The following is a 22,677-nucleotide window of genomic DNA, read 5'->3' as shown; positions in this document are numbered from 1 at the left end:
AAGACTTTTTCAGCAAACCCTAATTAGGCAATTGATGGATGACTTCTGTGAAACTGTATAGTTATAGCAGAAGGAAGAAGTAAGAAGGAAAAAGGAAGAATCTTGCGTTGTCTGAGTTTTAAACTTTTGATATGTTCTAACCTTTCCTTTGATTGCTATATATTCTACTATTTAGAGTTGAAAATACTTCTTGCAGAAGTCAGGGAATAGGGAATAGGGAATAGGGAGATGAAATTGTTTATTTCATAGTCTTGAATTGATTTAATTAACACTTTTCCCAGAGGTTTAATCATAATCTACTTCAAGCACTTCTGTATATTCAAATTCATTCGGACTACGTTTTACTAAAGGATAAGATTCTCCACTTAACTGAATAGCATCTTCTTCACAATCTAATTTTGGAGAATTATAAGAAAGCACATATTCTCTGCCAATATAATCAGCCATTTCTTCCGCTACTTCACCTCGCCATTGAGTTTTAGTTACCAATACAACTAATTGATTTGCTAATTGAGGAATAATATTAGCAATTTGTCTGCGATAAATTTCATCTAAACTGCCAAAAGGAGAATCCATTACTATGGGAAAAGTGCTACTATCGGGTCCCATTAAAGTGTTTTTTTGACTCCAGATTCTTACTTCGTCAATAATACTACCAATAAATGCCAAACTGAGAATTTGATTTTCTCCTGTAGAAGCGGCAACTAAAGCATCTTCTCCACCAGTATTTTCTACTAAAGTTAATTCATAATTTTCATTCAATTTAGGAATATAGGGAGTAAAAGAAATTTCTGAAAATAACTCTTGTACTCGTTTTTCTAAAGAAACTCTAAACTGTTTTTCTAGACGCGCTCGGACTTCTATCAATCTATTGATAGCATCTTGAGTAGCTGCAATTCGCCTTTGGGCTAAAACTTGTTTTAATTCATTCATTTGTTGTTTATCAAGTTGTTTATCTAAGATTTTAATTTCTTTATTTAAAGTTTCTAGCTGTAGAGAATTTGAGCCAGTTTCTCTGTTTAAGTTTCCTACTTTAATTTCTATTTCATCTAAGCGTTTTTGTAACTGCTGAATATCCTCATCTGGATAATTTCGTAGTTTTTTATGAACTGACTCTAATTCATTTTCAACCCGTGAAAGTTGATGACGCAATTTTTCGATATTAGCTTGTTGTCGATCGACTTCATCCCAAAACTCTAGTACTTGTTTATCAATTTCATCTATCTGTATACTCATTCTAATTGCGGTTTCTTCTACATCAGCAATTTCGGCTTTTTCCATCCATTTTTCTACTGATTTTCTCCCTAGAGAATCTATAGTTAATTCTGCTCCACAAATACAACGTTGTTTTTCTAATAACTGTTGTACAAACTGTCTTTTGATTCCTATGGGCAACTCACCTTTTTCTTTTAAATTACCAAAAAGTTCTCGGAATTTTTCTATGGCATCTGACAAAAAAACCATATAACCACGAGTTGATATGGCTCTTTTTAACCCCTGATGAGCTTGTAATATTTGTTCTTTGATTGATACTATCTGGAGATTTAATTGATCTTTTTGTTGGGGTAGTCCTTCTGCACCTTTAAATTCCACTAAACGACTACTAATTTCTTTCTTAACTTCTCGATGATCTTGTAATTCTTTCTCTATCTCTGTTTGGCGTTTTGATAATTTGTTAATTTCTTGTTCAATTTGATTTTTTTCTTTCAGCAGTTTTTTAGTTTCAGGATTACCAATTAATCTCAAATCAGTTTCTAAGGATTTTTTTGCCTCCCCTAAATGTTTAACAGAACGATTTAATACTTCAATTCCTAATAATTCTTTCGTTGCTTCTGCTATTTCACTTTTCCGGTCATCCCTAACAATATACTCAATTCTTTCTCCGTCAAAAAAGAAATATCTATGTAAACTTTCTGGCAAAATTCTACCAATAATATCATCAGGATGTTCTGGAGGTGGAGACCAACGTCCGTCATCTCCAGCTATCTGCATATACAATTCACTTTTACCATGTTCAATTTCATTTTTTTCATTGCGATAAGCTCGAGATAAACGTTTGGCTTGATACCATTTATTATCATGTTCAAATACAATTTCTACCCAACAAGCTATGGCTTTACCAAGTTTTGCTTCTGTAATTGCTCGTTTATTTACGAGTTGAGTTTCTATTATAAAAGCGGCGCTAAATTTTTCATAAAGTACCCAAGTAAAGGCGTTCATTATGGTTGTTTTACCTGCACCATTATTGCCATGAATAATTGTTGTATTTTTCTGGCCTGATGCCAGAATTATTTCTGGTGTTTTTCCATAAAACTGACGGAAATTACACAATATAATTGAGATTAATTTCATTGCACTGCTTCCTTGATAATTTTAAGAATGTCATCATTTATCCGGGGTATTTTTTTATAAAGTCGGTCTTTTTCTAGTTGTAATACTCGCCCAATAATCTGCTTTACTTCTGCTGGTGCGCTGGTAATTGGTTCTTGAATATTATTCAGTTTTGCTTGAGTTTTAATGTCATACTTTGAATGTTTTTCTGAAAAAATTCTTGATATTTTTGTGGTTACTTTGTCTGAGTATTTTAGAGTCATTTTTATTTAAGTAAGAAGGAAGAAGTAATATCAGTTTAAAAAATATTGCTACAAAGTTTTTGTTGGTGGGAGTCAAGATTTATAAGTTAAGAAGAGTGCAAGTTCTTTAATAGTTTGGCAGGTTATTTTACTGTAAGTACCTGTGCAAAATTAATTTAACATTTGTCACAAGAGAGTAGGGAGTAGGGAGTAGGGAGTAGGGAGTAGGGCATAAAAATATACTTTTGTGAACAAGATGTCAATCTAAAAATAATTTTTCCTACCTATTTAAGCTGACTATCAAATATGCAATTAATTTTGCTTGACTACTTAAATATATTTTTTGAATTTGCTATACAAAGTAAGAAGGAAGAAGAAAACTTTATCAATATATATATCATTTGTAAAAAGTTGACGCAATAGATAAAAGGTCTGAAACTCTTACCTAGAAATTGTGGTCTAAAGCCTCTCCTTTTAAGAGATAAAAAAAAGAGAATATTCCTTATGCCAAGCCTCCTTATTCCAGGAGGTACTGTTAGCGTAGCTCCTCCTGAGGAGGCTAACTGATAACTAAAATGACCTATGTTGTTAGATGAGTTGTTGCTTAATTATGTGGATATTTTTACCAACTAATACCAATTTCTTGAAGAAGAAAGTAAGCTTGATTAATATATATAGCAATCCTAAATCATTTGTCAAAAATCCATGCAATAGATCGACAAGTATGGAACTCTTACCCATGTTGTTAGATGAGTTGTTGCTTAATTCTAAAGAGAGGTATATAAAAAGGGAGGAAAAAAGGTTTAATTTTGACAATTGCTGCCAGGTCTAAAGTGTTTGGTTGTAGGCAGGAATTACATATTAATCTGTAATTAAATTCTTGTGAATTTTGTTTGCTATAAGTAGGCACACAAAATAACCAGTGCATTTTAATTTTAATAAAAAATAGTGGCATTCTAGATATAGTAGGAAATTTAACGTTCAGAAAATAGATTGGAAATATACAATTAATTTTGCTGAGGCACTTAAGATATAGCAATCCTATTTAAGTTGTAATATTTTGCTGGTAGGGGCGAATAGCCATTTGCTAACGTAGAAGCTATCCGCTTTATATGTTGCGGAGCAAAACGCCCGTACAGGAAGACTGAGTTAGGAAGACCTAGTCATAATTTTAAAGGTTTTCAGTTCAAATTAATTATTATAAAAATTGTCATAACCAATGCGCGGATTGCTATAGAACTGTTATCGGAGTTGATAAATAAATTAATCATAAAAATTGGGTAAACAAAATAGACAGAACTTAGCTTACTGCACTTTTAAGGATGGTAAGGTAAAGTCTAATTTTAATCTCTATTTATTATTCCCTGTTTGTTTGGATAAAGCACTATAAATCTGTACTTCATCAAGTCTAAAACTGCTGTAATTGAAAAGAATCAATAATTTTTCAAAATTTCAAGCGTTCTAATCCTTCTACTAGAATTGACACAGGGAAGCTTTACTAAATATTTTAACTTGATTCTTCAAAAATTCATCTGGTAATAATACGGTTAAACAAAATCCATTAATTTTTCAGATTCAAATATCTAACAATCCGTATCTTTTTTGAATGTTTAATAACTTTCTCCGAGCTTCCCCAGAATTATCTGCTAAATCGGCAAATTCTAAGAACCTTTTCAACTCCTTTCTCAGTAAATTTCTTTCTACTTCCAATGTACTTCTACCCAGATCTGGAGGTAAAACAATCATATCAAATAAAGTTGCCCTTTCCTTACTTGGATGAGGTCGTAAAATTCTGCCTCTTCTCTGAATAAACTGTCGAGGATTTTGACTACTTGCTAAAATAACTGCATTTTTAATTGCTGGTATATCTACCCCTTCATCTAAACATCTAATTGCTACTAAACCTTGCAATTCTCCATTTTCAAATTGTTGCCTTAATTTTTCTCTTTTTTTAATTGAAGTTTCAGTAGTATAAGTATTAACTCGATAACCTAATTCATAACCTAATATTCTTACCACTGCTTCCATTTGTCTTAAATTTGAAATATCTTCAGTTTCTACGGAACTATCCCCACAATAAAATAAAGTATGACTGGTTTGTAAACGATTAGCCATTAATGCTTTTAATGCTGTTAATTTATTTGTGGCTGAAGCAACTAAACGGGAACGCTGAATTAATAAAGCAGTTAAGTCTTCTTTTTCTATCTCTACATTTTCTTTTTCTGATAATAATAATACCCAACCAATCTTCGAGGTTAATTTTGCATAAGCGCGACTTTCTGCTTCAGTCAATTCTACTAAAATTGGATAATAAAGATAACGAGCTAAAGCACCTTGTCTAATCGCATCAGCCAAAGTTAATTCAGGCTGTAATACTTCACCAAAATAATCTAAAATCGCTGTAGTTCCTTGGTCATCAAAATATCTTTCTGGTGTAGCAGATAAAGCAAGTCTTAAACCAATATTTTTTGGTAAACTCTTCTCTAACTTGGGCGAACCTAAATGATGTGCTTCATCCCCAATAATCAGAGTTTTTTCAGGAAAATATTTAATTTGAGATTGGAGACTATCTGAAATAAAAGTAGAGTTTGTAGTAATAACAGTAATAAATTCTTCATAGCCAGAATGAATATTATAAAGTGTAGTAGAAAGTTGATTTTGCCAAGTATGTACATTCTCAAAAGCGAGAATTGGTTGGAGAGAAAATTTTTCACATTCTCTTCCCCATTGAGTTACTAAATGACGATAAGGACAAATAACAATTAATGCTTGTAAAGCAATTTTTTGATAAAGTTGAGTAGCGATCGCTAAGGCAGTTATTGTTTTTCCACTACCTGTTGCCATCTTCAAAATTCCCCTACCTCTATTTGTAAACCAATTATTGATAGCTTGCTCTTGATAGGGTCGTAATTTAAGATGAGATGGCATTATTGGGTAGCTAAAGTCTATGATTAATTTATTCACTTTTTTTGATTTTTTAGATACACCAATTTCTTGCTAATAAATCTATTTTATAGCAATTCCCAAGAAGAGTGAGGTACAAAATTTGTTGGTTCTAGGGAATAGGCAACAGGGAACAGGGAATAGAAGACAAATAAAGATAGGTGTACCTCACTCTTGTTGAGAAACGCTATATCAAAATTACCACTTAGCTATAGCTATCCTCAATAGAACATGAACACTTAACCATACATAATTATTAGACATAGACGTGAAAAAGATATAGATTTTTGGCTGGAGTAGACAAGAGGTACTCATGCAAGATATTTTGAATAAAAATTTATGAAAATCAATAAGCCTTTGATTTTCTGAAGATGTCTATTATACTGGGGAGACTTTAGACCACAATTTTTCGGTAAAAGCAATTTAAAAATTCAGATAGAATAAAAAGTCACTACTAGATTACATTCCCTTAACAGTGAGAAGTAATCATAACTATGTTGCCAAAAAACTTAGTAAAAACTATCTTTAACTATGATGAATCAGAAAAATTTTTCTCTGCCTCAATACCTCCAACTTGCTCAATATTATCCAGAAGCATTTGCTGCGGGAACCTGTGCTGTACTGATTTTTTTGAGTTGGTTTTGTTTACAAATTAATTGGGTTGGTTTAGCACTATTAATTCTAGCAACAGCTTATGTAATTGGTGGTTATGAAAGTGCTAAAGAAGGTATAACAACTCTCTGGTCAGAAAAAGAATTAGATGTTGATTTATTGATGATTGTTGCTGCTTTGGGAGCTGCTGCTTTAGGTTTATGGCAACAAGAATATCACTTAATAATTGATGGAGCAGTGCTAATTTTAATTTTTGCTATTAGTGGCGCTCTCGAAACTTTTGCTATGGAGCGAACTGAACGTAATATTCAAAAATTAATGGCTATTACTCCTGATACTGCCAGATTAATAGTCGATAATCAAGAAACAGAAATTCCGGTTAATCAATTAAAAATGGGAGATTTTGTCTTAGTTAAACCTGGAGAACTTATCCCGACTGATAGTATTATTATTGAAGGCAGTAGTACCATTAATCAAGCTCCAATTACAGGAGAATCTATACCCGTTGATAAGACTGTAGGAGATGAAGTTTTTGCAGGTACATTAAATGGTAATGGTGTTTTAAGACTACAAGTAAATAAATCTCCAGAAAGTAGTTTAATTCAGCGTGTAATTCGTTTAGTTGAACAAGCAAAAACTGAAACTCCACCCTCTCAGAGATTTGTGGAAAAATTTGAGAAAATTTACGCCAAAGTTATAGTTATTTCAGGTATATTACTCGGAATTTTACCGCCATTTTTATTAAACTGGAGTTGGGAAACGACAATTTATCGAGCTTTAATATTTTTAGTTGTTGCTTCTCCTTGTGCTTTAATGGCATCAATTATGCCCACTTTATTATCTGGCATTGCTAATGGAGCTAGACAGGGAATTTTATTTAAAAATGGTGCTCAACTAGAAATGATGGGAGAAATCAAAGCGATCGCCTTCGACAAAACAGGAACTCTGACTACTGGTAAACTACAAGTTGTTGATATTATCCCTAGAAAAGGTAAGTCAGAAAATGAAGTTTTACAGTTAGCTGCTGCCCTAGAATCTTGTTCTGAACATCCTATTGGAAAAGCTATTACTCAAACAGCAATTACAAAAAATATTCAGTGGCAAGTAGCAACTAATGTTATAGCAAAAACTGGGGAAGGGATTACAGGTATGGTTGACAGTGAAATTATTATTGTAGGCAAAGAAAATTTAATTAAGTCAGAAGTAAATAATTTTAGTTCCTACTTTTTAGAGGAAAGTAATCGCCTCCATAAACAGGGAAAAACCGTTATTTTTGTTGTACAATCACAAGAAATTATTGGCTTAATATCTGTTGCTGATACTGTCCGTTTAGAAGCTGGTCAAATGATAAATCAACTCAAGTCTATGAAGATAAAATCTATAGCTATGCTGACAGGAGATAATCAACAAACTGCTGATAGTGTTGCTCAAAATCTTGGTATAAATCAAGTCTATTATGAATTATTACCAGAAGATAAATTAATGGTAATTAAATGCTTGCAACAACAAAATAGAAATGTAGCAATGGTAGGAGATGGTATTAATGATGCTCCCGCTTTATCCTTAGCTACAGTTGGTATTGCTATGGGTAATGCAGGTAGTGATGTTACCTTAGAATCAGCAGATATTGTGTTAATGACAGACAATTTAGAAAAATTAGTAGAAGCTATAAATTTAGGTCGTCGCGCTAATCGTATTATTAAGCAAAATATTACTTTTGCTATTGGGTTTATTTTCCTATTATTAGTCGCTAACTTTACTGGAAATATCAATATGCCTCTTGGAGTACTCGGTCATGAAGGGTCTACAGTTTTAGTAACATTAAGTGGTTTACGTTTACTCAAATAATAATCATAATATAGCAATCATACTCAACCTGATTTCGTATAATTACTAGAAAAAAACTGGGTATTTTTAGCAAACATTTATCAATTTGTCTGACACGCTCTTTGATTTTATTTTGAATACTGTCAATATATTTTTTGAAGTTGCTAAAGCAGAAATAAAAAGTGACTAAAACCGGACTATTTGTGGGATTAATAACCTTAGATTTACTTTATCTCACAACAACTTATCCCGAAAAAAATCAAAAAATTGTTGCTGCCGATTATACTATTACAGCAGGGGGACCTGCCACAAATGCAGCGGTAACATTTAGCTACTTTGATAATCAAACAACTCTTCTCTGTGGGCTAGGAAATCATCCGATAACTCACCTAATTAGAGCAGATTTAGAAAAGCAGAATGTCACGATACAAGACTTAGATAAAAATCGTTCCGAACCACCACCAGTTTCATCAATTATTACTACTCAAAAGACAGGCGATCGCGCTGTAATTTCTATCAATGCTACTAAGTCTCAAATCTCAAAAGAATTGATTGACCCAGATATTATTAATAATATTGATATTCTTTTAATCGACGGTCATCAAATGGCAGCGAGTTTAGAAGTTGCTCGAATTGCTCAGTCAAAAAATATTCCTATTGTTATAGATGGTGGTAGTTGGAAACCAGGATTTGAGGAAATTTTACCTTTTGTTGATTATGCTATTTGTTCTGCTAATTTTTATCCTCCTAACTGTGAGAGTCAAGAGGAAGTTTTTACCTATTTAGCAAATCAAAATATTCCACATATTGCCATTACTCAAGGAGAAAAACCTATCAAATATTTGAGTCAAGGTAAGTTTGGTAATGTGGAAGTTCCAAAAATTAATGCTGTTGATACTTTAGGTGCTGGTGATATTTTTCATGGAGCTTTTTGTCACTATATTTTTGATGGGGAATTTACAGAAGCTTTGGCAAATGCTGCTAATATTGCTGCTCATTCTTGTAAATATTTCGGTACTCGGCAGTGGATAATTAGTTAACAGTTTATTTAGTTATCAGTTAACAGTTATTAGTTGTCAGCTATAGCGAATTTCATCAGATTTAATTAAAATGGGAGAGCTTAATATTACAAATTTGGAAACTCATACCATTTTAATTAAATTATGACATAAACCTATGGAGCTTTCCTATACAACAAATATATCGAGTGTTTTAGAGTTCAAAAAAAGATATTGGTCAGAAAAATATTAGTATCCTTTATGGTGAAGATTATGAGCTTGTAGATTTGTATCTCATCTCTTGCAATATTGAAAATACTGGTAGAAAAGTAATTAAAAATGAAGAAATTACTTTTGATTTTATTCATACAAATGTTGGAATTTTAGAACAATTTTCTGATCCACCATTGAATGATAACTCAATGGGTATGGATGAAATTAAGATAGAGGATATTAAGCAAAGTGAAGTAAAAAAAGGTATTTTTTCATTGCGTTTGCTGTCATAGCAATAATCCAAGGTTGGCAAGTAGATGTAGTATTTTTAAATTGTTGACGGATATGATGGGTTGCTTCTAGACCATCCATTTCAGGCATTTGTATATCCATAAATATGATGTCGTAGAATTGGTTTTTGACTGCTTCTACTGCTGCTAAACCATTTTTTACTATTTCTATAGTATATCCTAAGCGATGCAACATCTTCTTCGCAATAATTTGGTTGACAGGATTATCTTCTGCTAAGAGAATGCGTAAAATAGATTGTTTTATGGACTGGGAATTATTGGATTTTTGAGTAGTAATTAATGATGAATTTGAGTTTACTTGCTGTGATAATTCTGGAGCTAGAGGTAAGTCTAAATCTACCCAGAAAATACTACCAATTCCTAGTTTGCTAGTTACTTTTAATGAACCTCCCATCATCTCTACTATTTTGTGGCTAATTGCTAGTCCTAATCCTGTTCCTTCAACTTTGTTTCGATTACTTCCTACTTGTTCAAATGCTAGGAATATTTTTTCTAAATCATTGGGATGAATACCTTTCCCCGTGTCTTCTACTTGAAAACGAATTTTTTGTTGTTTTTCTGATTGTGAATTATTTTCTTCCATAGAGTCTACTTTAAAATTAACCCCTCCTCGGTCGGTAAATTTAATGGCATTTCCTAATAAGTTAATTAATACCTGTCTTAATCTTTTTTCATCCGCTATAACTCTAGGAGGTAATTTGTTAATAACTTGATAGTTCAAATAAATTTTCTTTTCTTGGGCACGAATTCTAAATATTTCAACTACTCCATTAATAAATTTGGGAAAATCTAACTCTTCTGGTAACAATTATAGTTTGCCAGCTTCTATTTTAGATATGTCAAGAATGTCACTAATAAGTGTTAGTAAATGAGAGCCAGATTGATAAATAATCTCAACTTCTTGTTGTTCTTGAAATGTAAAATTTGGTGAATTTTGCAGAAGTTGGGCTATACCTAATATTCCATTTAGAGGAGTCCGCAATTCATGGCTCATATTTGCTAAAAATTCACTTTTTGCTTTAGCTGTAATTTCACCTTGTTTAATTGCTTGTAAACCATTTTCTAGACCATCAAATCCTGTAATAATTATTGGCGGATATTGACTATTTTCTACCGCTTGAATAGCACCTAGTCCATACTATCATTTGCTGCTATAATTGCATCAATATTGTCAAAATTTTTCAACAATTTTGTGGTGATTTCTTGTGCTTTTGATTGCTCCCAATTAGCAGATTCAATAGCAATTATTTTCATATCCCCTGTTTTTAAACCTGCCGTAAAACCCAAGCGACGCTGAATAGAATTATCGTGATTTGGCGCACCATCTAAAATAGCTACTGTACCTTTTCCTCCTAAATTTTTAACTACCCACTCACCCATTGATTTTCCCGCAGCAAAATTATCAAATCCAACAAAAGTTAGTATTCGATCGCTATTAAGTGGAGTATCCATAGCAATAACTGGTATACCCGAATTAATAGCTTTTTCGACGGCAGGAACTAATCGAATTGAATCAGATGAACCGATAATAATTCCATCTATTTCTTCCGTTTCAATTAAATTTGCTACTAGAATAATTTGGTCTTCAACAAATTCTGTTGTTTGAGGTTTTTTTGGTCTTCAACAAATTCTGTTGTTTGAGGTTTTTCGGAATTAATTATACTTATATCTACATTGAAATTTTGTGCTGCCTTTTCAGCGCTTTCTTTAACGTCTTTCCAATAAGGTTCTTGTGGAGTTGTTTTGAGGATGTAGGCTATTTTCCAAGGTTGGGTAGCTTTAATTTCTGTTTGAAAAATTTCGTCACAAAGGTAAGTAAGAAGTAAGAAAGAAGAAGGAAGAGTAAGTAGAGCAGGCTAAAAAAAAAGATGTTGCATTTTTAATCAAAAAACCCCTAAAAGCAATGAAGATCAACTTTTGAGTTAATTTACAATTTGATACATAGCGCCCAAAATTTACCATGTTCTACTGAAAAAAAAGGAAAATAATAATAGATATAGATCACAAATAGGATTGGAGAGATTCCTTCTAGGTATTAATTTCTAAGTTATTTTTTGTGGAATTATATTGAATAATTGCTATTACTAACACCAACTGTGAAAAAAGAATGTCACGAATAATAAGGGCGGTTAAAAGACTTTACCGAATAATTAAGGTTTAAAACAACTCCAGTTAAAAGGAGATGTTCCTTTAAATAAAAAGATAAATTGATAAATTCCGGCCTATTTCATATTAGATAAAAAAACAGCCTACTTATAGAGTGAAGCTGCCTTAGAAATGTACTTTTTACTTTTATGTTTTATGCTAGATTAGAATTTACGGCTCCTGCAACTATAGGTTCTGGCTGTAATAATCCTGTTAACATTTCCTCTGGTCGCTTACTATGAGGCCAAGCAAAAGCATGACGAAATGCTGCATTTTGACAAGCTTGTAGTTGTCGAAAATCAATCACATCTAAGGTTAGTAAATTCTCATATTCAAACGGCAAACGTACATTATGTAAACCAGCATTATCTGTACAAATAGCAATATCTACTCCTGCATCAAAACATTGGTCAAATACTGTCTTTAACTGACTCATATTATCCATAGTACCTGTTTTGAAATAAGTAGTTGGACAAACTTCTAAACATTGCCCTTTGTTAGCTACTTCTTTTAATAGTTCTGGATGTTTTAAAGGAATTTGAATTCCATGACCAATTCGCATTAAATAAGGTAGTAATTCTGGATGACAACCGTTGGGAGTTTCATAAATATGCCCAGTAGTTTTTACCCCCTGGGAGCGCGCATATTTATATAGTTTAATAAACTCATCTATACGTTCGCCATAATGATTATCTCCACCAGCTAAATCTATAGCACATACATATTCTGGCATTTGCACTGCTAAATCTACAATTGCTTGATTAACTTCAGAGGGTAACCTACTGTGCATACATAAAATTTGGCTAGTAACAATCGGGTATTCATTTTGTTGACTTGCCTTACCCACAGTTGTAACTATTTCTGACATTAAATCTATACGTTCAGACTGAGATAAATGGTCTGGAGTTCTCAAGTAAGGTGTATAACGTAACTCTAAATAAGCTAAATTTTCAAATGTATAAGCACCTCGAATTAAGCGATAAATAAAGTAAGGCAATGTCTCAATAGTTTGAACGTGTTCTACTAACGTATGTAGTTCTAAATATTCATCTAATGTGTTCCTTGGTTTGGTATAAAATTCTTCAAATTGTTGATATTCGGGAAAACGGTTTGCTAGCTCCTCATTTTGGCGTTGGAAATATCGCCATAAAACTCTAGGAACTACGGAACCTCCTAAATGTCTATGTAATTCTGCGTGTAAAGCCATAAAAATCTAATTCATCCTTGTAAGTATAAGTATTAATAAGTAATCCTAGTTTCAGTAATATATAGCTGTCCTAAATAAGTTTTGCACAAATGAAATGTTAGTTATCTAAATACTGAGGGTTATACCATCAGAGTAGCTCAAGCTATCGCACCCCATGGTGCCACACCCGCTACTTCTGTACAGGTAGAACGGCCATTAGCTTGCCAATAACTATCGTTAACGCCCCTACTAAAAATTACGAATTTTGTACCTCACGCTTCTTGGGAGTTGCTATAATTCCATATTTTATCTAAGACAACAATAGTATTTTCTAGGATTAAAAAATCAGTAGTCACCTAGTTAGGATTAAAGAATCGAAACAGTATTTCAACACAAAATCAAATAGTCTGATTTTTGCCTCTTTACCAATTGATAATTAGAGCTTGCTGGTTAAGCATAAAAGCATTTGAGAGATAGTGTTAAAGGTAAAAACCTTTTTTCACAGAAATTAAAGTGCTAGCTCTTAGGAGTGAAAAGCTAATATTTTGAGCAGACCTAAGCTGAAAAATCTCAGACAATTCTTCTTCCTAACCTCGTTTATAATCCCCATTTATCCTGTACGTCGCTAATCCGACGACTCCCCTACCTGACTCCTGCTATTTGAACCCTAAATGACAGCAAGAATTTGAGGCATACGACCTTAGCTTATCGTAACAAAAATTAACAAAAATAAATTGACATAATTTTTAGTTGATGCAATAATAAAAAATTGTGTTAACTATCCGTAGAGGAGACCCTTGGCTAACGTAATAGTGATAGGTGCCCAGTGGGGCGATGAAGGAAAAGGAAAAATTACTGATTTGTTGAGCAAGTCAGCAGATGTGGTAGTGCGTTACCAGGGGGGAGTAAATGCTGGCCATACTGTTGTTGTTGATGGTCAAACATTTAAACTACACTTAATTCCTTCGGGTATTCTTTATCCTGATACTGAGTGTATAATTGGTTCTGGAACAGTGATCGATCCCAAGGTTCTGATTGAAGAATTAGACCAGGTTGAAGCTTTAGGAATTTCCACATCAAATTTGATGATTTCTCAAGCTGCTCATGTGACAATGCCTTACCATAGACTAATAGACCGGGCATCGGAGGAACGTAGAGGCAGTCAAAAAATAGGAACTACAGGAAGAGGTATTGGTCCAACTTATGCTGATAAGTCTGAGCGTACTGGGATTCGGATGATTGATTTGATGAGTCCAGATAGATTAAAAGAACAGATAAATTGGACAGTTAACTATAAGAATGTAATTTTAGAAAAGCTTTATAATCTATCTCCTTTAGACCCAGATGAGGTAGTAAAAGAATATCTAGAGTATGCAGAGCGTCTCAGACCTAATGTTATAGACGCGTCTTTAAAAATCTACAATGCAATTCAACACAGACGCAATATTTTATTTGAAGGGGCACAAGGTACTCTCTTGGATTTAGACCATGGTACTTATCCTTATGTTACTTCCTCAAATCCAGTGGCAGGAGGTGCTTGTGTGGGTACGGGAGTAGGGCCAACAATGATTGACCGAGTAATTGGGGTGGCGAAGGCCTATACTACTAGGGTGGGAGAAGGACCATTTCCCACGGAAGCTAAAGATGATATAGGGACATTGCTACGCGATCGCGGTGCAGAATTTGGGACAACAACTGGTCGTGAACGTCGGTGTGGATGGTTTGATGGGGTAATTGGACGTTATGCAGTCCGAATTAATGGTATGGATTGTATGGCAATTACTAAATTGGATGTATTGGATGAGTTGCCAGAGATTAAAGTATGTGTAGCTTATGACATGGAGGGTGAGCGTTGTGAAGATTTTCCCAGTAGTTCTTTGCAGCTAGCTAAATGTGAACCTATTTATGAAACTTTACCTGGTTGGCAAAAGCCAACTATAGATTGTAGAAGTCTTGAAGATTTACCCAAGCAAGCTTTGGATTATTTACGGTTTTTGGCAGAGCTAATGAATGTACCTATTGCCATTGTGTCTTTAGGAGCTAGTCGTGATCAGACTATTGTAGTTGAAGACCCAATTCACGGGCCAAAGCGAGCACTCCTAGGTTCCCATGGTACTACGATTATTTCTTAATCGATCAAATTTGATTTTGATGTGATTTGGCTATAAATGATAAATGATAATTGTTTTTAATGTGGATGGGTATAAAGAAATCTCAAACTAATAATTTAGAGTTTAAGGAAGGAGAAAAAAATTGTTTAACTCCCATTTTTTCTCAAAAATTATTTTTTATTTGACTTTACTGACCTACTCAAATAATAAACTGCTGGCAAAAGTAAAAGTTAAATATTAATTTATTCCGTTTTTTTGGGGTTGCATAGTTGCGGGATGATGATTAAATTTGCTGAAACTCAAACTTTTGATCAATAATGGCAAATTTTTGGGCAAATATCAAAATCATCCCTTAGTGATGCAATGCCGTTTTTTTAATACCTCTTCTATTTCTGTTATTCCTCTGGATACTAACTTCTGCCAAAAGCATAATTATCTTTTCTGTGGCGGGTTTAATACCCCACTGTCTAAACTGTGCTTAAAATGGCTTGGGGTTTGAATCAATAAGCAATTTTCCCTTCTGCCTTCTGCCTTCTTCAAAGATATTTTATCGCAGTTGAAGCAAAGGTTAGGACAGCTAAAGAATCTAAAACTTAGACCAGGTAAGATTTTTACTTCTGCCTTCTACAATAAAAGATTTGGTAGTCCTGTCGCCGTAATGGTACCTTGAGGCGAGCAAAACTTAGAACGGGAGCAAGATCCTCCTACTGGTTATACCATTACAATGCACCACTACCGAAGTTTGGTAAAAAATCCAGAAATATATAAAAAATTGAAAATCTGATTCCTCGATCCTAAGAGATTTTTTATTATGATAAGCTGTAAAACTAGAATGTCTAAAAGTTCTTTTACAGCGCTTTTCGTTATTGCCGTTTATTTCTTATTCCTTGCCTCAAAAATGTAATTATAGTAGTTTAACTTAAAAATGAGACGTTTTTTCGTCTGAAACTCCCTAATAGCAAGAAATCTTTGTTTCAATCTAAAGTTAAATGACTATAAATGTAATTATCTGTTCAGGTTTTAGATTATCAGTCCGATTGAATACTGATAAATAAGGGAGTAGGGAAAATAGATAAATTTGTTGTTGAAGTGAGAAGAATGTTTTTTCCAAATAGCTATTAGACATCTGGTGAAAATAAACTTACCCTTTATTTAATATCAGCTAGAGTTGTAAAAGTCAGTTCCCTAAATCATTTTTCGTACCTTTTTCCTACAAATCTATTCCCTGTTGCTTTCCGGAGCTGTTGCCTGTTGCCTGCTATGTGCAAAAAGTCTATATCTTTTTCACGCCTATGTCTATTAAACAAACATTATATTAATTGTCAATGTCATGTATCCAAAACTTTGGTATAATTAGTAAGCAAACTAAGCGAAAAAAGTCAAGATGGAAGTTACAGTAGAATGTCAAAAAAGACCTGAAGGTAGCAAAACCAAAGCTCTAAGACGAGAAGGATTAATTCCTGCAGTATTATATGGTCATCAAGGTACAGAATCAGTTCCATTAACAATTGAAGTTAAAAAAGCACAAAAGTTGTTAAAAGATACCTCTATTAACAATACTATTATCGATCTTCAAGTTCCTGATATTTCTTGGAGTGGCAAAACTATTCTTCGGGAAGTTCAATCTCATCCCTATAAACCTTTAATTCTTCACCTAAGTTTTTTCTCCGTAGCTGCTCATGGAAGTTTAGATGTAGAAGTACCTATACATTTTGTTGGCGATCCAGTAGGAGTTAAGGTAGATGGTGGAATTTTAGACCAGGTTGTTACAGAATTAGCAATCAGATGTAAACCAGATAAAATTCCTGAAACATTGGATATAGATATCTCAGGTCTTAAGTTAGGAGAGTCTCTTCAGCTAAATCAAATTACTTTACCAGAAGGAGTAGAAGCGGCAGGAGAAGCAGACCTAGTGTTAGCGCGTGTAATGGCTCCTGTGGGAGCGTCATCTACAGAGTCGGAGGGTGAAGCAGCAGAATAAAGTAGAGATTTCATAGTATCAGTTGATATTATTATCTCTTCTTTTGTGGGTTTAATACCCCACCGTCAACGGGGGTGTTGAAAATTGTATGGGATGATAAGACACTCAATGGCGTGTAGAAGACTATCCATGAGCAATTATACCAAATTGATAAATGTTTGCTACAAATAGCTAGGGTATTTCTGAGAAATAAACCCACCCCTAACCCCTCTCAGGAGGGGAACTCAGGAGGACTAAGTCACACGGGAATGGTTTCAATACCAGTTTTTAGGTCATAAATTCTCTTTTCTGTCAAAGGGACATTTCCTGCACCTGTCTTTTAATCACACTTATTATTCGTAACATTTTTTTTTCAAAATGGTATTAGACCTTCTGACCTCTGCCTTCTGCCTTCTGCCTTCTGCTTTCTTCAAGACATAAATGTGAAAAAAAATGTAGAGACATTTCTATGAAACGTCTCTACGAGAATTGCTCAAAAAGAACCTTTGTCATCCCTATTTTTTACTAAATATCCAGGTCAGTAATATTCAATTTTGGTCCATAAGTTTCAATAAACTCACGCCGGGGAGCAACCCGATCGCCCATCAATACTGTAAATATCCGATCCGCCTCCGCAGCATCTTCAATTTCTACTTGCTTCAAAGTCCGAGTTTCTGGATTCATTGTCGTATCCCAAAGTTGTCCTGGCATCATTTCACCGAGACCTTTAAACCGTTGGATAGTATAGTTAGCATTAGCAGGAAACTCATTTTGAACGAGTTGGTTGAGTTCGCGATCGCTATAACAATAGTAATGATTCCTACCCCGCTCTACTTTATATAAAGGAGGGCAAGCAATATATACATAACCCTGGTCTACCAACGCTCGTTTATATCGGTAGAAAAATGTTAACAACAACGTGCGGATGTGGGCACCATCAACATCTGCGTCAGTCATAATAATTACTTTATGATAGCGTAGTTGACTCACATCAAACTCATCACCTTTGATACCCAAACCTAAAGCTGTAATCATTGATTGAATTTCATTATTTTTGTAGATCCTAGCATCATCCGTTTTTTCAATGTTGATAATTTTACCCCGCAACGGTAATATGGCTTGGAAACGGCGATCGCGACCTTGTTTGGCACTATTATGCACAAAAACTCCACTAGCTAAAGCAAAGTTATGAGTATTAGGAACTTCAATGTCGTAAACATCCCGTCGCTCTTCCAGAGGTTCAATAGAAACAACCCGATGATTATAATTACGAATAGCATCCCGCGCTAAAAATTCGTCTCCTCCAAAATAGCGGTCGCAGAAAGTCTCAAACTTCAACATCGACTTATCCTTCTCGCGACGACGATAAATATCATACAATTCCAAATCTATGAAACGAGAACTCTGGTAAACCTTATGCAACGCCTCAAGAGTCTTGCGATAGTAAGTTTGATTTAACGCCTCGCGACGCTTGGCACGAAATTCAGGAGTCCACTGTTCCTTAGTTTTTTGCCGTCGCCACTCCAACAAATCTTCATCTTGCCATTGCTGTTTTGCTACTTCAGAAGCTGCTTCCCGTGCTTCTGGGTTATTAGCAAAATAATCCCGCACTTGTTCTGCTCGAGCTTCACAGTTCTCAGCTTTACTCCAATATTCCTGCTGTGCTTTCATTAACTGTTCGCGATTTTGTTCACGATACTCTTCATTGCTATCATAAAACTCCCGCCATTTCTGAACCATAAAAGCTTTATACTCATCAACTTCCCACTGTGCTTTAGCTTGTTGTGATAAAATTTCTCGCGTCTCAGGTTCCTGCATTCGTTCCTTCATCTTCGCCCGATATTCATCAGTTGTATGAGCTTGACGACTTTTTTCTTTGACATCGGGACGATGCAAAGTGAATTCAAGATGTTCCCTGTGTAATGCTAAGTGGTCCTCTGCTGGAAGTCGCTGAATATTGGTAGGATTATTATTGAGTTTATTAAAATCAACATGATGACGATGGTTGCCATCTCCTGACTGATATACTCCTGCATTCAAGTTATAAAAGTCTGCCAACAAATGGGTATAAATCCACTTTTCTTTTTTAGGGTTCCAAACCATTTCATAACCATCTAATCCCTGACCAGTTTTTGTCTTTTGAGATAACTTTCGATACAGAGGCATCAAAGCATCATTTGGTGTTAATAAAGCTGCTGGTTTATAACTACCATCTCTGAGCATAAAAGGATGATCTGGAGTACAAATGATAGTTTCATCATTATCCAAAGTTATCTTAAGAACTGTGGCATTTTTCTTAGTCATTCTAGCATTAATTATTCTTTCAATTGCCACATATCCACTCTCATTAATTGTGTAACAAAAATGTTCTTTACCCTCAGCTTGCTCGGCTACTATTTCGATAAAGCTAAGTCTACGTCCATCAGCTAAAATAACTTGTTGATGGCCATCGTTACAGCCCCCGGCACTGTCTCCTTCCACAAGGTATATTTCGGATTCTTCAGGGTTTTTCGTACTGCAATCGGCTAGTTTTCCTGGTAATGGAGAAGATTCTAAAACTGATTTTCTCCTAACTAAATCCCTCGCTCGACGTGCTGCTTCTGCTGCTTTAAAAGCTTGAATAGCCTTCTCCAAAACTGCATCAGCAATTTGAGGATTAAAGTCTAAATATTCAGTTAAAACTTCTCCTACCAAAGAGTCAACAATACCTCTAACTTCAGTATTGCCCAACTTTGTCTTTGTTTGACCTTCAAATTCTGGTTCAGGAACCTTTACAGAAATAACTGCCGTTAAACCTTCCCGGACATTTTCACCACCTAAATTAGAATCACTTTCTTTGAGTTTATTTCGCTTACGAGCAATACCATTCATTGTTCTGGTTAAAACAGTTTTCAACCCCTCCAAATGAGTACCACCATCAATAGTCCGAATATTATTGGCAAAACCGAGAACATTATCACTAAAAGCATCAATACACCATTGCAAAGCAACTTCTACATGCACATCATTCTTTTCACCTTGTACAAAAATCACCTCTTCGTGCAAAGGTTGCTTTTCCCGGTTCATGTAGATAACATATTCCTTGATCCCACCCTCATAACAATAAGATTCAACTCGTGGTTCATCACTTTTGATTAATTCCAGGCGGTGGTCTGTTATCGTAATCTTGACACCTGCATTCAAATATGCTAGTTCTCGCAGACGGCCAACAACAGTATTGTAGTCAAACTCTATACCTGTAGTAAAAATTTGTTCATCGGGGAGAAAGTGTACTGATGTACCCGTGCGCTTTTCTTTATTAGACTTAGATTTCAGGTTTCCAGTAGGTTTGCCACGCTCATAACCTTGGATATGTGTCTTTTTATCGCGCCAAACCGTCACCTCTACCCATTCTGACAGAGCGTTGACCACAGAAACCCCCACTCCGTGTAATCCCCCAGAAACTTTATAACCACCACCACCAAATTTACCTCCAGCGTGGAGAACGGTCATCACTGTTTCTAAAGCTGACTTACCTGTTTTAGAATGGGTATCCACCGGAATTCCCCGGCCATCATCTGTCACTTTCACAGAACCATCTTGATTCAGATCGACTTCGATGTGGGTGCAATAACCAGCTAGCGCCTCATCGATAGAGTTATCAACAACTTCATAGATTAGATGATGTAGTCCACGAGGTCCTGTGGTACCGATGTACATTCCTGGTCGCTTGCGTACCGCTTCGAGACCTTCGAGAACTTGTATTTGTTCAGCGCCATAATCGCTGCTGGCCATAGCAATATCCCTCCTAATACTGGCTTTAATCGCAACTTTTGTAAAAAAATGATAAAGTTATAGTAAATTATAGCATAAAAGCCTTAAAAGCGACTCTAGGCTATTTTGAAGAGAAATTTATTTAGGGGATATACCCAGCATATAAGTCAAAAGTCAAGAATCAGGAGTCATAAGTTATAGCAGAAGAAAGAAGGAAGAAGGAAGAAGGAAGAAGGAAAAGTATTACGTTGTCTGAGTTTTAAGCTTTTTATCTGTCCTAACCTTTGCTTTGACTGCTATATATTATGCTTGGTTGAATACTTAAATAATGGGAAAGATGAGGAAGAAGTAGTGAAGTGCCATGAAACTTTCTATCAATGGAAATGTTATTTATCTGAAGATAATGTTAATTACTATTTGTGGGCCTACTGCTACGAGTAAATCTGGATTAGCTTTGGGTTTAGGCCAGAGATTAGGATCGGCGATTATCAGCGCAGATTCTCGTCAAGTGTATAAATATTTTAACATTGGAACGGCAAAAGCAACTACAACAGAACGGGAATTAGTACCTCATTACCTAGTAGATATTTGTGAACCCACGGAGATTTTAACTCTAGCAGAATATCAGGAACAGGCACAAGATTTAATTAGTAAAACTAATGTGGCATCTCCAAGTTTATTAGTGGGGGGTACGGGTCTATATATTAAGGCAGTAGTTAAAGGTTTAAAGATTCCTAGAGTTGGGCCTAATGAAAAGTTGCGATCGCAGTTAGCAGATTTAGGTCAAAAGCAATGTTACGAAATGTTACAACAAGTTGATGGGATTGCTGCTCAAAAAATTCATCCTAATGATGCGGTACGAACGTTGCGAGCATTGGAAGTTTTTTATGTGAGTGGGAAACCCATTTCTCAACAGCAGGGAGAAAACCCACCAGATTATCCTATTTTGCAGATCGGGTTAGACTGTGATGTGGAAGTTTTGGGCGATCGTATTCGTCATCGGACTAATAAAATGGTGGAAGTTGGGTTACTGGAGGAAGTAAAATTTTTGTGTGAAAAATATGGTGCGGAGTTGCCATTGTTAGATACATTGGGTTATGCAGAGATGAAACAATATTTGGCAGGGGATATTAGTTTAACTGACGCGATAGATGCAACAGTTTTACATACTCGTCAGTTTGCCAAGCGACAACGGACTTGGTTTCGAGCGTACCCAGAAATTGAATGGTTTGATGCAGCAGCAACAGGTTTATTAGATAAAGTTTGGGAGCGAGTGGAGGAGTTTATATTATGTAGGGAGTAGGGAGTGGGGGAGTAGGGGAGTGGGGGAGTGGGTGAGTGTTTACAAGGGTAAGTTTTGAAGATTGGACACGGAGACGCGGTGACACGGGGACGCGGAGATTGGATAATTGAGTAATTAATTCAATCTACTCGCTCTATTCATTAGACATCTCCAGAAAAGAGGGAACAGGGAACAGGGAACCCACCCATAACCCCTCCCAGGAGGGGAATAATTGATGATGTATGGATAAGAATTGATTTTATTTTTGATTTTTGGAAATGTCTTTTAAAGAAAACCCCCGGGTCCATCTATCTGCACGTCTCCCCCTCCCCGCGTCCTCTTCACTCAAATTTTCTGGAGATGTCTATTAGAGTACGGAATATGCACCCAAACTTTGAGTTATTCAGTATATAGTTTTCGCAATTCATCCATTGAAGAAATTTGGGGAATTTGAGAAACAATTCTCTCTAACAATTTCACATCATTAATTGCTGAAATTTCAGATAATATCCCCACATATTTATCACCAAATTTGAGCTTTAATCCCATTTCAATTGCTAATAATAATGCCTGTTTAATTTGAGCATCTTTTTGGGATATTTGAGCATTTTTTTCTGTTGCTATTTCATCTCCTGTTTTGTTAAACTAAGCCAGGTAAGTTACCCTACCCGACTCGTCTTCAGAACCGGACGTGAGACTTTCACCTCATCACGGCTCCTCTCTTAAACGTCCCTTTTCATGGGTACATCCCTGCCTTAATATC

At 35.1% G+C, this 22,677-nt stretch carries 15 protein-coding genes; 5 read left to right on the top strand and 10 right to left on the bottom strand.

The window, feature by feature from the left end:
* Positions 1-285: 285 nt before the first annotated feature.
* From F6K27_RS14405 to F6K27_RS14390, 4 genes are all read right to left on the bottom strand, one after another.
* Positions 286-2,352, bottom strand: a complete 2,067-nt coding sequence (locus tag F6K27_RS14405; protein WP_287276794.1) for an AAA family ATPase — start codon at positions 2,350-2,352, stop codon at positions 286-288.
* Entirely contained in the window at positions 2,349-2,594 is a 246-nt protein-coding gene (locus F6K27_RS14400) for a hypothetical protein (RefSeq protein ID WP_287276792.1), read from the bottom strand. The genes F6K27_RS14405 and F6K27_RS14400 overlap by 4 nt, the downstream gene beginning before the upstream one ends.
* Positions 2,595-3,161: 567 nt before the next feature.
* Positions 3,162-3,314 (bottom strand): hypothetical protein, encoded by a 153-nt coding sequence (locus tag F6K27_RS14395; RefSeq protein ID WP_287300881.1) that lies wholly within the window; start codon positions 3,312-3,314, stop codon positions 3,162-3,164.
* An 834-nt stretch (positions 3,315-4,148) separates the two neighbouring features.
* Positions 4,149-5,501: a DNA phosphorothioation system restriction enzyme gene (locus F6K27_RS14390; RefSeq protein ID WP_287276861.1), complete on the bottom strand. Its 1,353-nt coding sequence runs from the start codon at positions 5,499-5,501 to the stop codon at positions 4,149-4,151.
* Positions 5,502-6,047: 546 nt separating this feature from the next.
* Between F6K27_RS14390 and F6K27_RS14385 the strand changes: the two genes are divergently transcribed.
* Positions 6,048-7,976 (top strand): heavy metal translocating P-type ATPase, encoded by a 1,929-nt coding sequence (locus F6K27_RS14385; protein WP_287276790.1) that lies wholly within the window; start codon positions 6,048-6,050, stop codon positions 7,974-7,976.
* Positions 7,977-8,137: 161 nt separating this feature from the next.
* Positions 8,138-8,995 (top strand): sugar kinase, encoded by an 858-nt coding sequence (locus tag F6K27_RS14380; protein WP_124145378.1) that lies wholly within the window; start codon positions 8,138-8,140, stop codon positions 8,993-8,995.
* Between the two features lie 411 nt (positions 8,996-9,406).
* Here the strand turns inward: F6K27_RS14380 and F6K27_RS14375 are convergent, their stop codons facing one another.
* The 4 genes from F6K27_RS14375 to F6K27_RS14360 form a co-directional block, all read right to left on the bottom strand.
* Complete coding sequence (locus F6K27_RS14375; RefSeq protein WP_287276788.1) at positions 9,407-10,285, bottom strand: ATP-binding protein; 879 nt, start codon at positions 10,283-10,285, stop codon at positions 9,407-9,409.
* A complete protein-coding gene (locus tag F6K27_RS14370) occupies positions 10,286-10,507 on the bottom strand; it encodes a histidine kinase dimerization/phospho-acceptor domain-containing protein (protein ID WP_287276859.1) in 222 nt (73 codons plus the stop codon). It abuts the gene before it with no gap.
* A gap of 98 nt (positions 10,508-10,605) precedes the next feature.
* Complete coding sequence (locus F6K27_RS14365) at positions 10,606-11,052, bottom strand: sugar ABC transporter substrate-binding protein (RefSeq protein ID WP_287276857.1); 447 nt, start codon at positions 11,050-11,052, stop codon at positions 10,606-10,608.
* A gap of 724 nt (positions 11,053-11,776) precedes the next feature.
* Positions 11,777-12,829 (bottom strand): adenosine deaminase, encoded by a 1,053-nt coding sequence (locus F6K27_RS14360; RefSeq protein ID WP_124145381.1) that lies wholly within the window; start codon positions 12,827-12,829, stop codon positions 11,777-11,779.
* 776 nt (positions 12,830-13,605) lie between these two features.
* Between F6K27_RS14360 and F6K27_RS14355 the strand changes: the two genes are divergently transcribed.
* Both F6K27_RS14355 and F6K27_RS14350 read left to right on the top strand, forming a co-directional pair.
* Entirely contained in the window at positions 13,606-14,940 is a 1,335-nt protein-coding gene (locus F6K27_RS14355) for an adenylosuccinate synthase (RefSeq protein ID WP_124145382.1), read from the top strand.
* A 1,363-nt stretch (positions 14,941-16,303) separates the two neighbouring features.
* On the top strand, positions 16,304-16,900 hold the full coding sequence (locus tag F6K27_RS14350; RefSeq protein ID WP_124145383.1) for a 50S ribosomal protein L25/general stress protein Ctc: 597 nt from the start codon (positions 16,304-16,306) through the stop codon (positions 16,898-16,900).
* Positions 16,901-17,404: 504 nt separating this feature from the next.
* On the opposite strand, the gene gyrB is transcribed toward F6K27_RS14350, so the two are convergent.
* Positions 17,405-20,653 carry a DNA topoisomerase (ATP-hydrolyzing) subunit B gene (gyrB, locus tag F6K27_RS14345; RefSeq protein WP_287276786.1) on the bottom strand — a complete coding sequence of 1,083 codons (3,249 nt, stop codon included), beginning with the start codon at positions 20,651-20,653 and terminating at the stop codon, positions 17,405-17,407.
* Positions 20,654-20,993: 340 nt separating this feature from the next.
* On the opposite strand from gyrB, the gene miaA reads away from it, so the two are divergent.
* Complete coding sequence (miaA, locus tag F6K27_RS14340; RefSeq protein WP_287276785.1) at positions 20,994-21,935, top strand: tRNA (adenosine(37)-N6)-dimethylallyltransferase MiaA; 942 nt, start codon at positions 20,994-20,996, stop codon at positions 21,933-21,935.
* 378 nt (positions 21,936-22,313) lie between these two features.
* On the opposite strand, the gene F6K27_RS14335 is transcribed toward miaA, so the two are convergent.
* Positions 22,314-22,463, bottom strand: a complete 150-nt coding sequence (locus F6K27_RS14335) for a hypothetical protein (RefSeq protein ID WP_287276783.1) — start codon at positions 22,461-22,463, stop codon at positions 22,314-22,316.
* Positions 22,464-22,677 lie beyond the last annotated feature (214 nt).

The sequence above is a fragment of the Okeania sp. SIO2F5 genome, from assembly GCF_010692685.1.
GTDB lineage: Bacteria > Cyanobacteriota > Cyanobacteriia > Cyanobacteriales > Microcoleaceae > Okeania > Okeania hirsuta.
The sequence above is the reverse complement of the archived record's forward strand: the minus strand, read 5'-3'. Positions and strand labels throughout refer to the sequence as shown.

Bases quoted from the DNA above. Each gene is read 5' to 3' on its own strand.
- F6K27_RS14405 (WP_287276794.1), bottom strand. From the start codon at position 2,352: ATGAAATTAATCTCAATTATATTGTGTAATTTCCGTCAGTTTTATGGA.
- F6K27_RS14400 (WP_287276792.1), bottom strand. From the start codon at position 2,594: ATGACTCTAAAATACTCAGACAAAGTAACCACAAAAATATCAAGAATT.
- F6K27_RS14395 (WP_287300881.1), bottom strand. From the start codon at position 3,314: ATGGGTAAGAGTTCCATACTTGTCGATCTATTGCATGGATTTTTGACA.
- F6K27_RS14390 (WP_287276861.1), bottom strand. From the start codon at position 5,501: ATGCCATCTCATCTTAAATTACGACCCTATCAAGAGCAAGCTATCAAT.
- F6K27_RS14385 (WP_287276790.1), top strand. From the start codon at position 6,048: ATGATGAATCAGAAAAATTTTTCTCTGCCTCAATACCTCCAACTTGCT.
- F6K27_RS14360 (WP_124145381.1), bottom strand. From the start codon at position 12,829: ATGGCTTTACACGCAGAATTACATAGACATTTAGGAGGTTCCGTAGTT.
- F6K27_RS14350 (WP_124145383.1), top strand. From the start codon at position 16,304: ATGGAAGTTACAGTAGAATGTCAAAAAAGACCTGAAGGTAGCAAAACC.
- gyrB (WP_287276786.1), bottom strand. From the start codon at position 20,653: ATGGCCAGCAGCGATTATGGCGCTGAACAAATACAAGTTCTCGAAGGT.
- miaA (WP_287276785.1), top strand. From the start codon at position 20,994: ATGAAACTTTCTATCAATGGAAATGTTATTTATCTGAAGATAATGTTA.
- F6K27_RS14335 (WP_287276783.1), bottom strand. From the start codon at position 22,463: ATGGGATTAAAGCTCAAATTTGGTGATAAATATGTGGGGATATTATCT.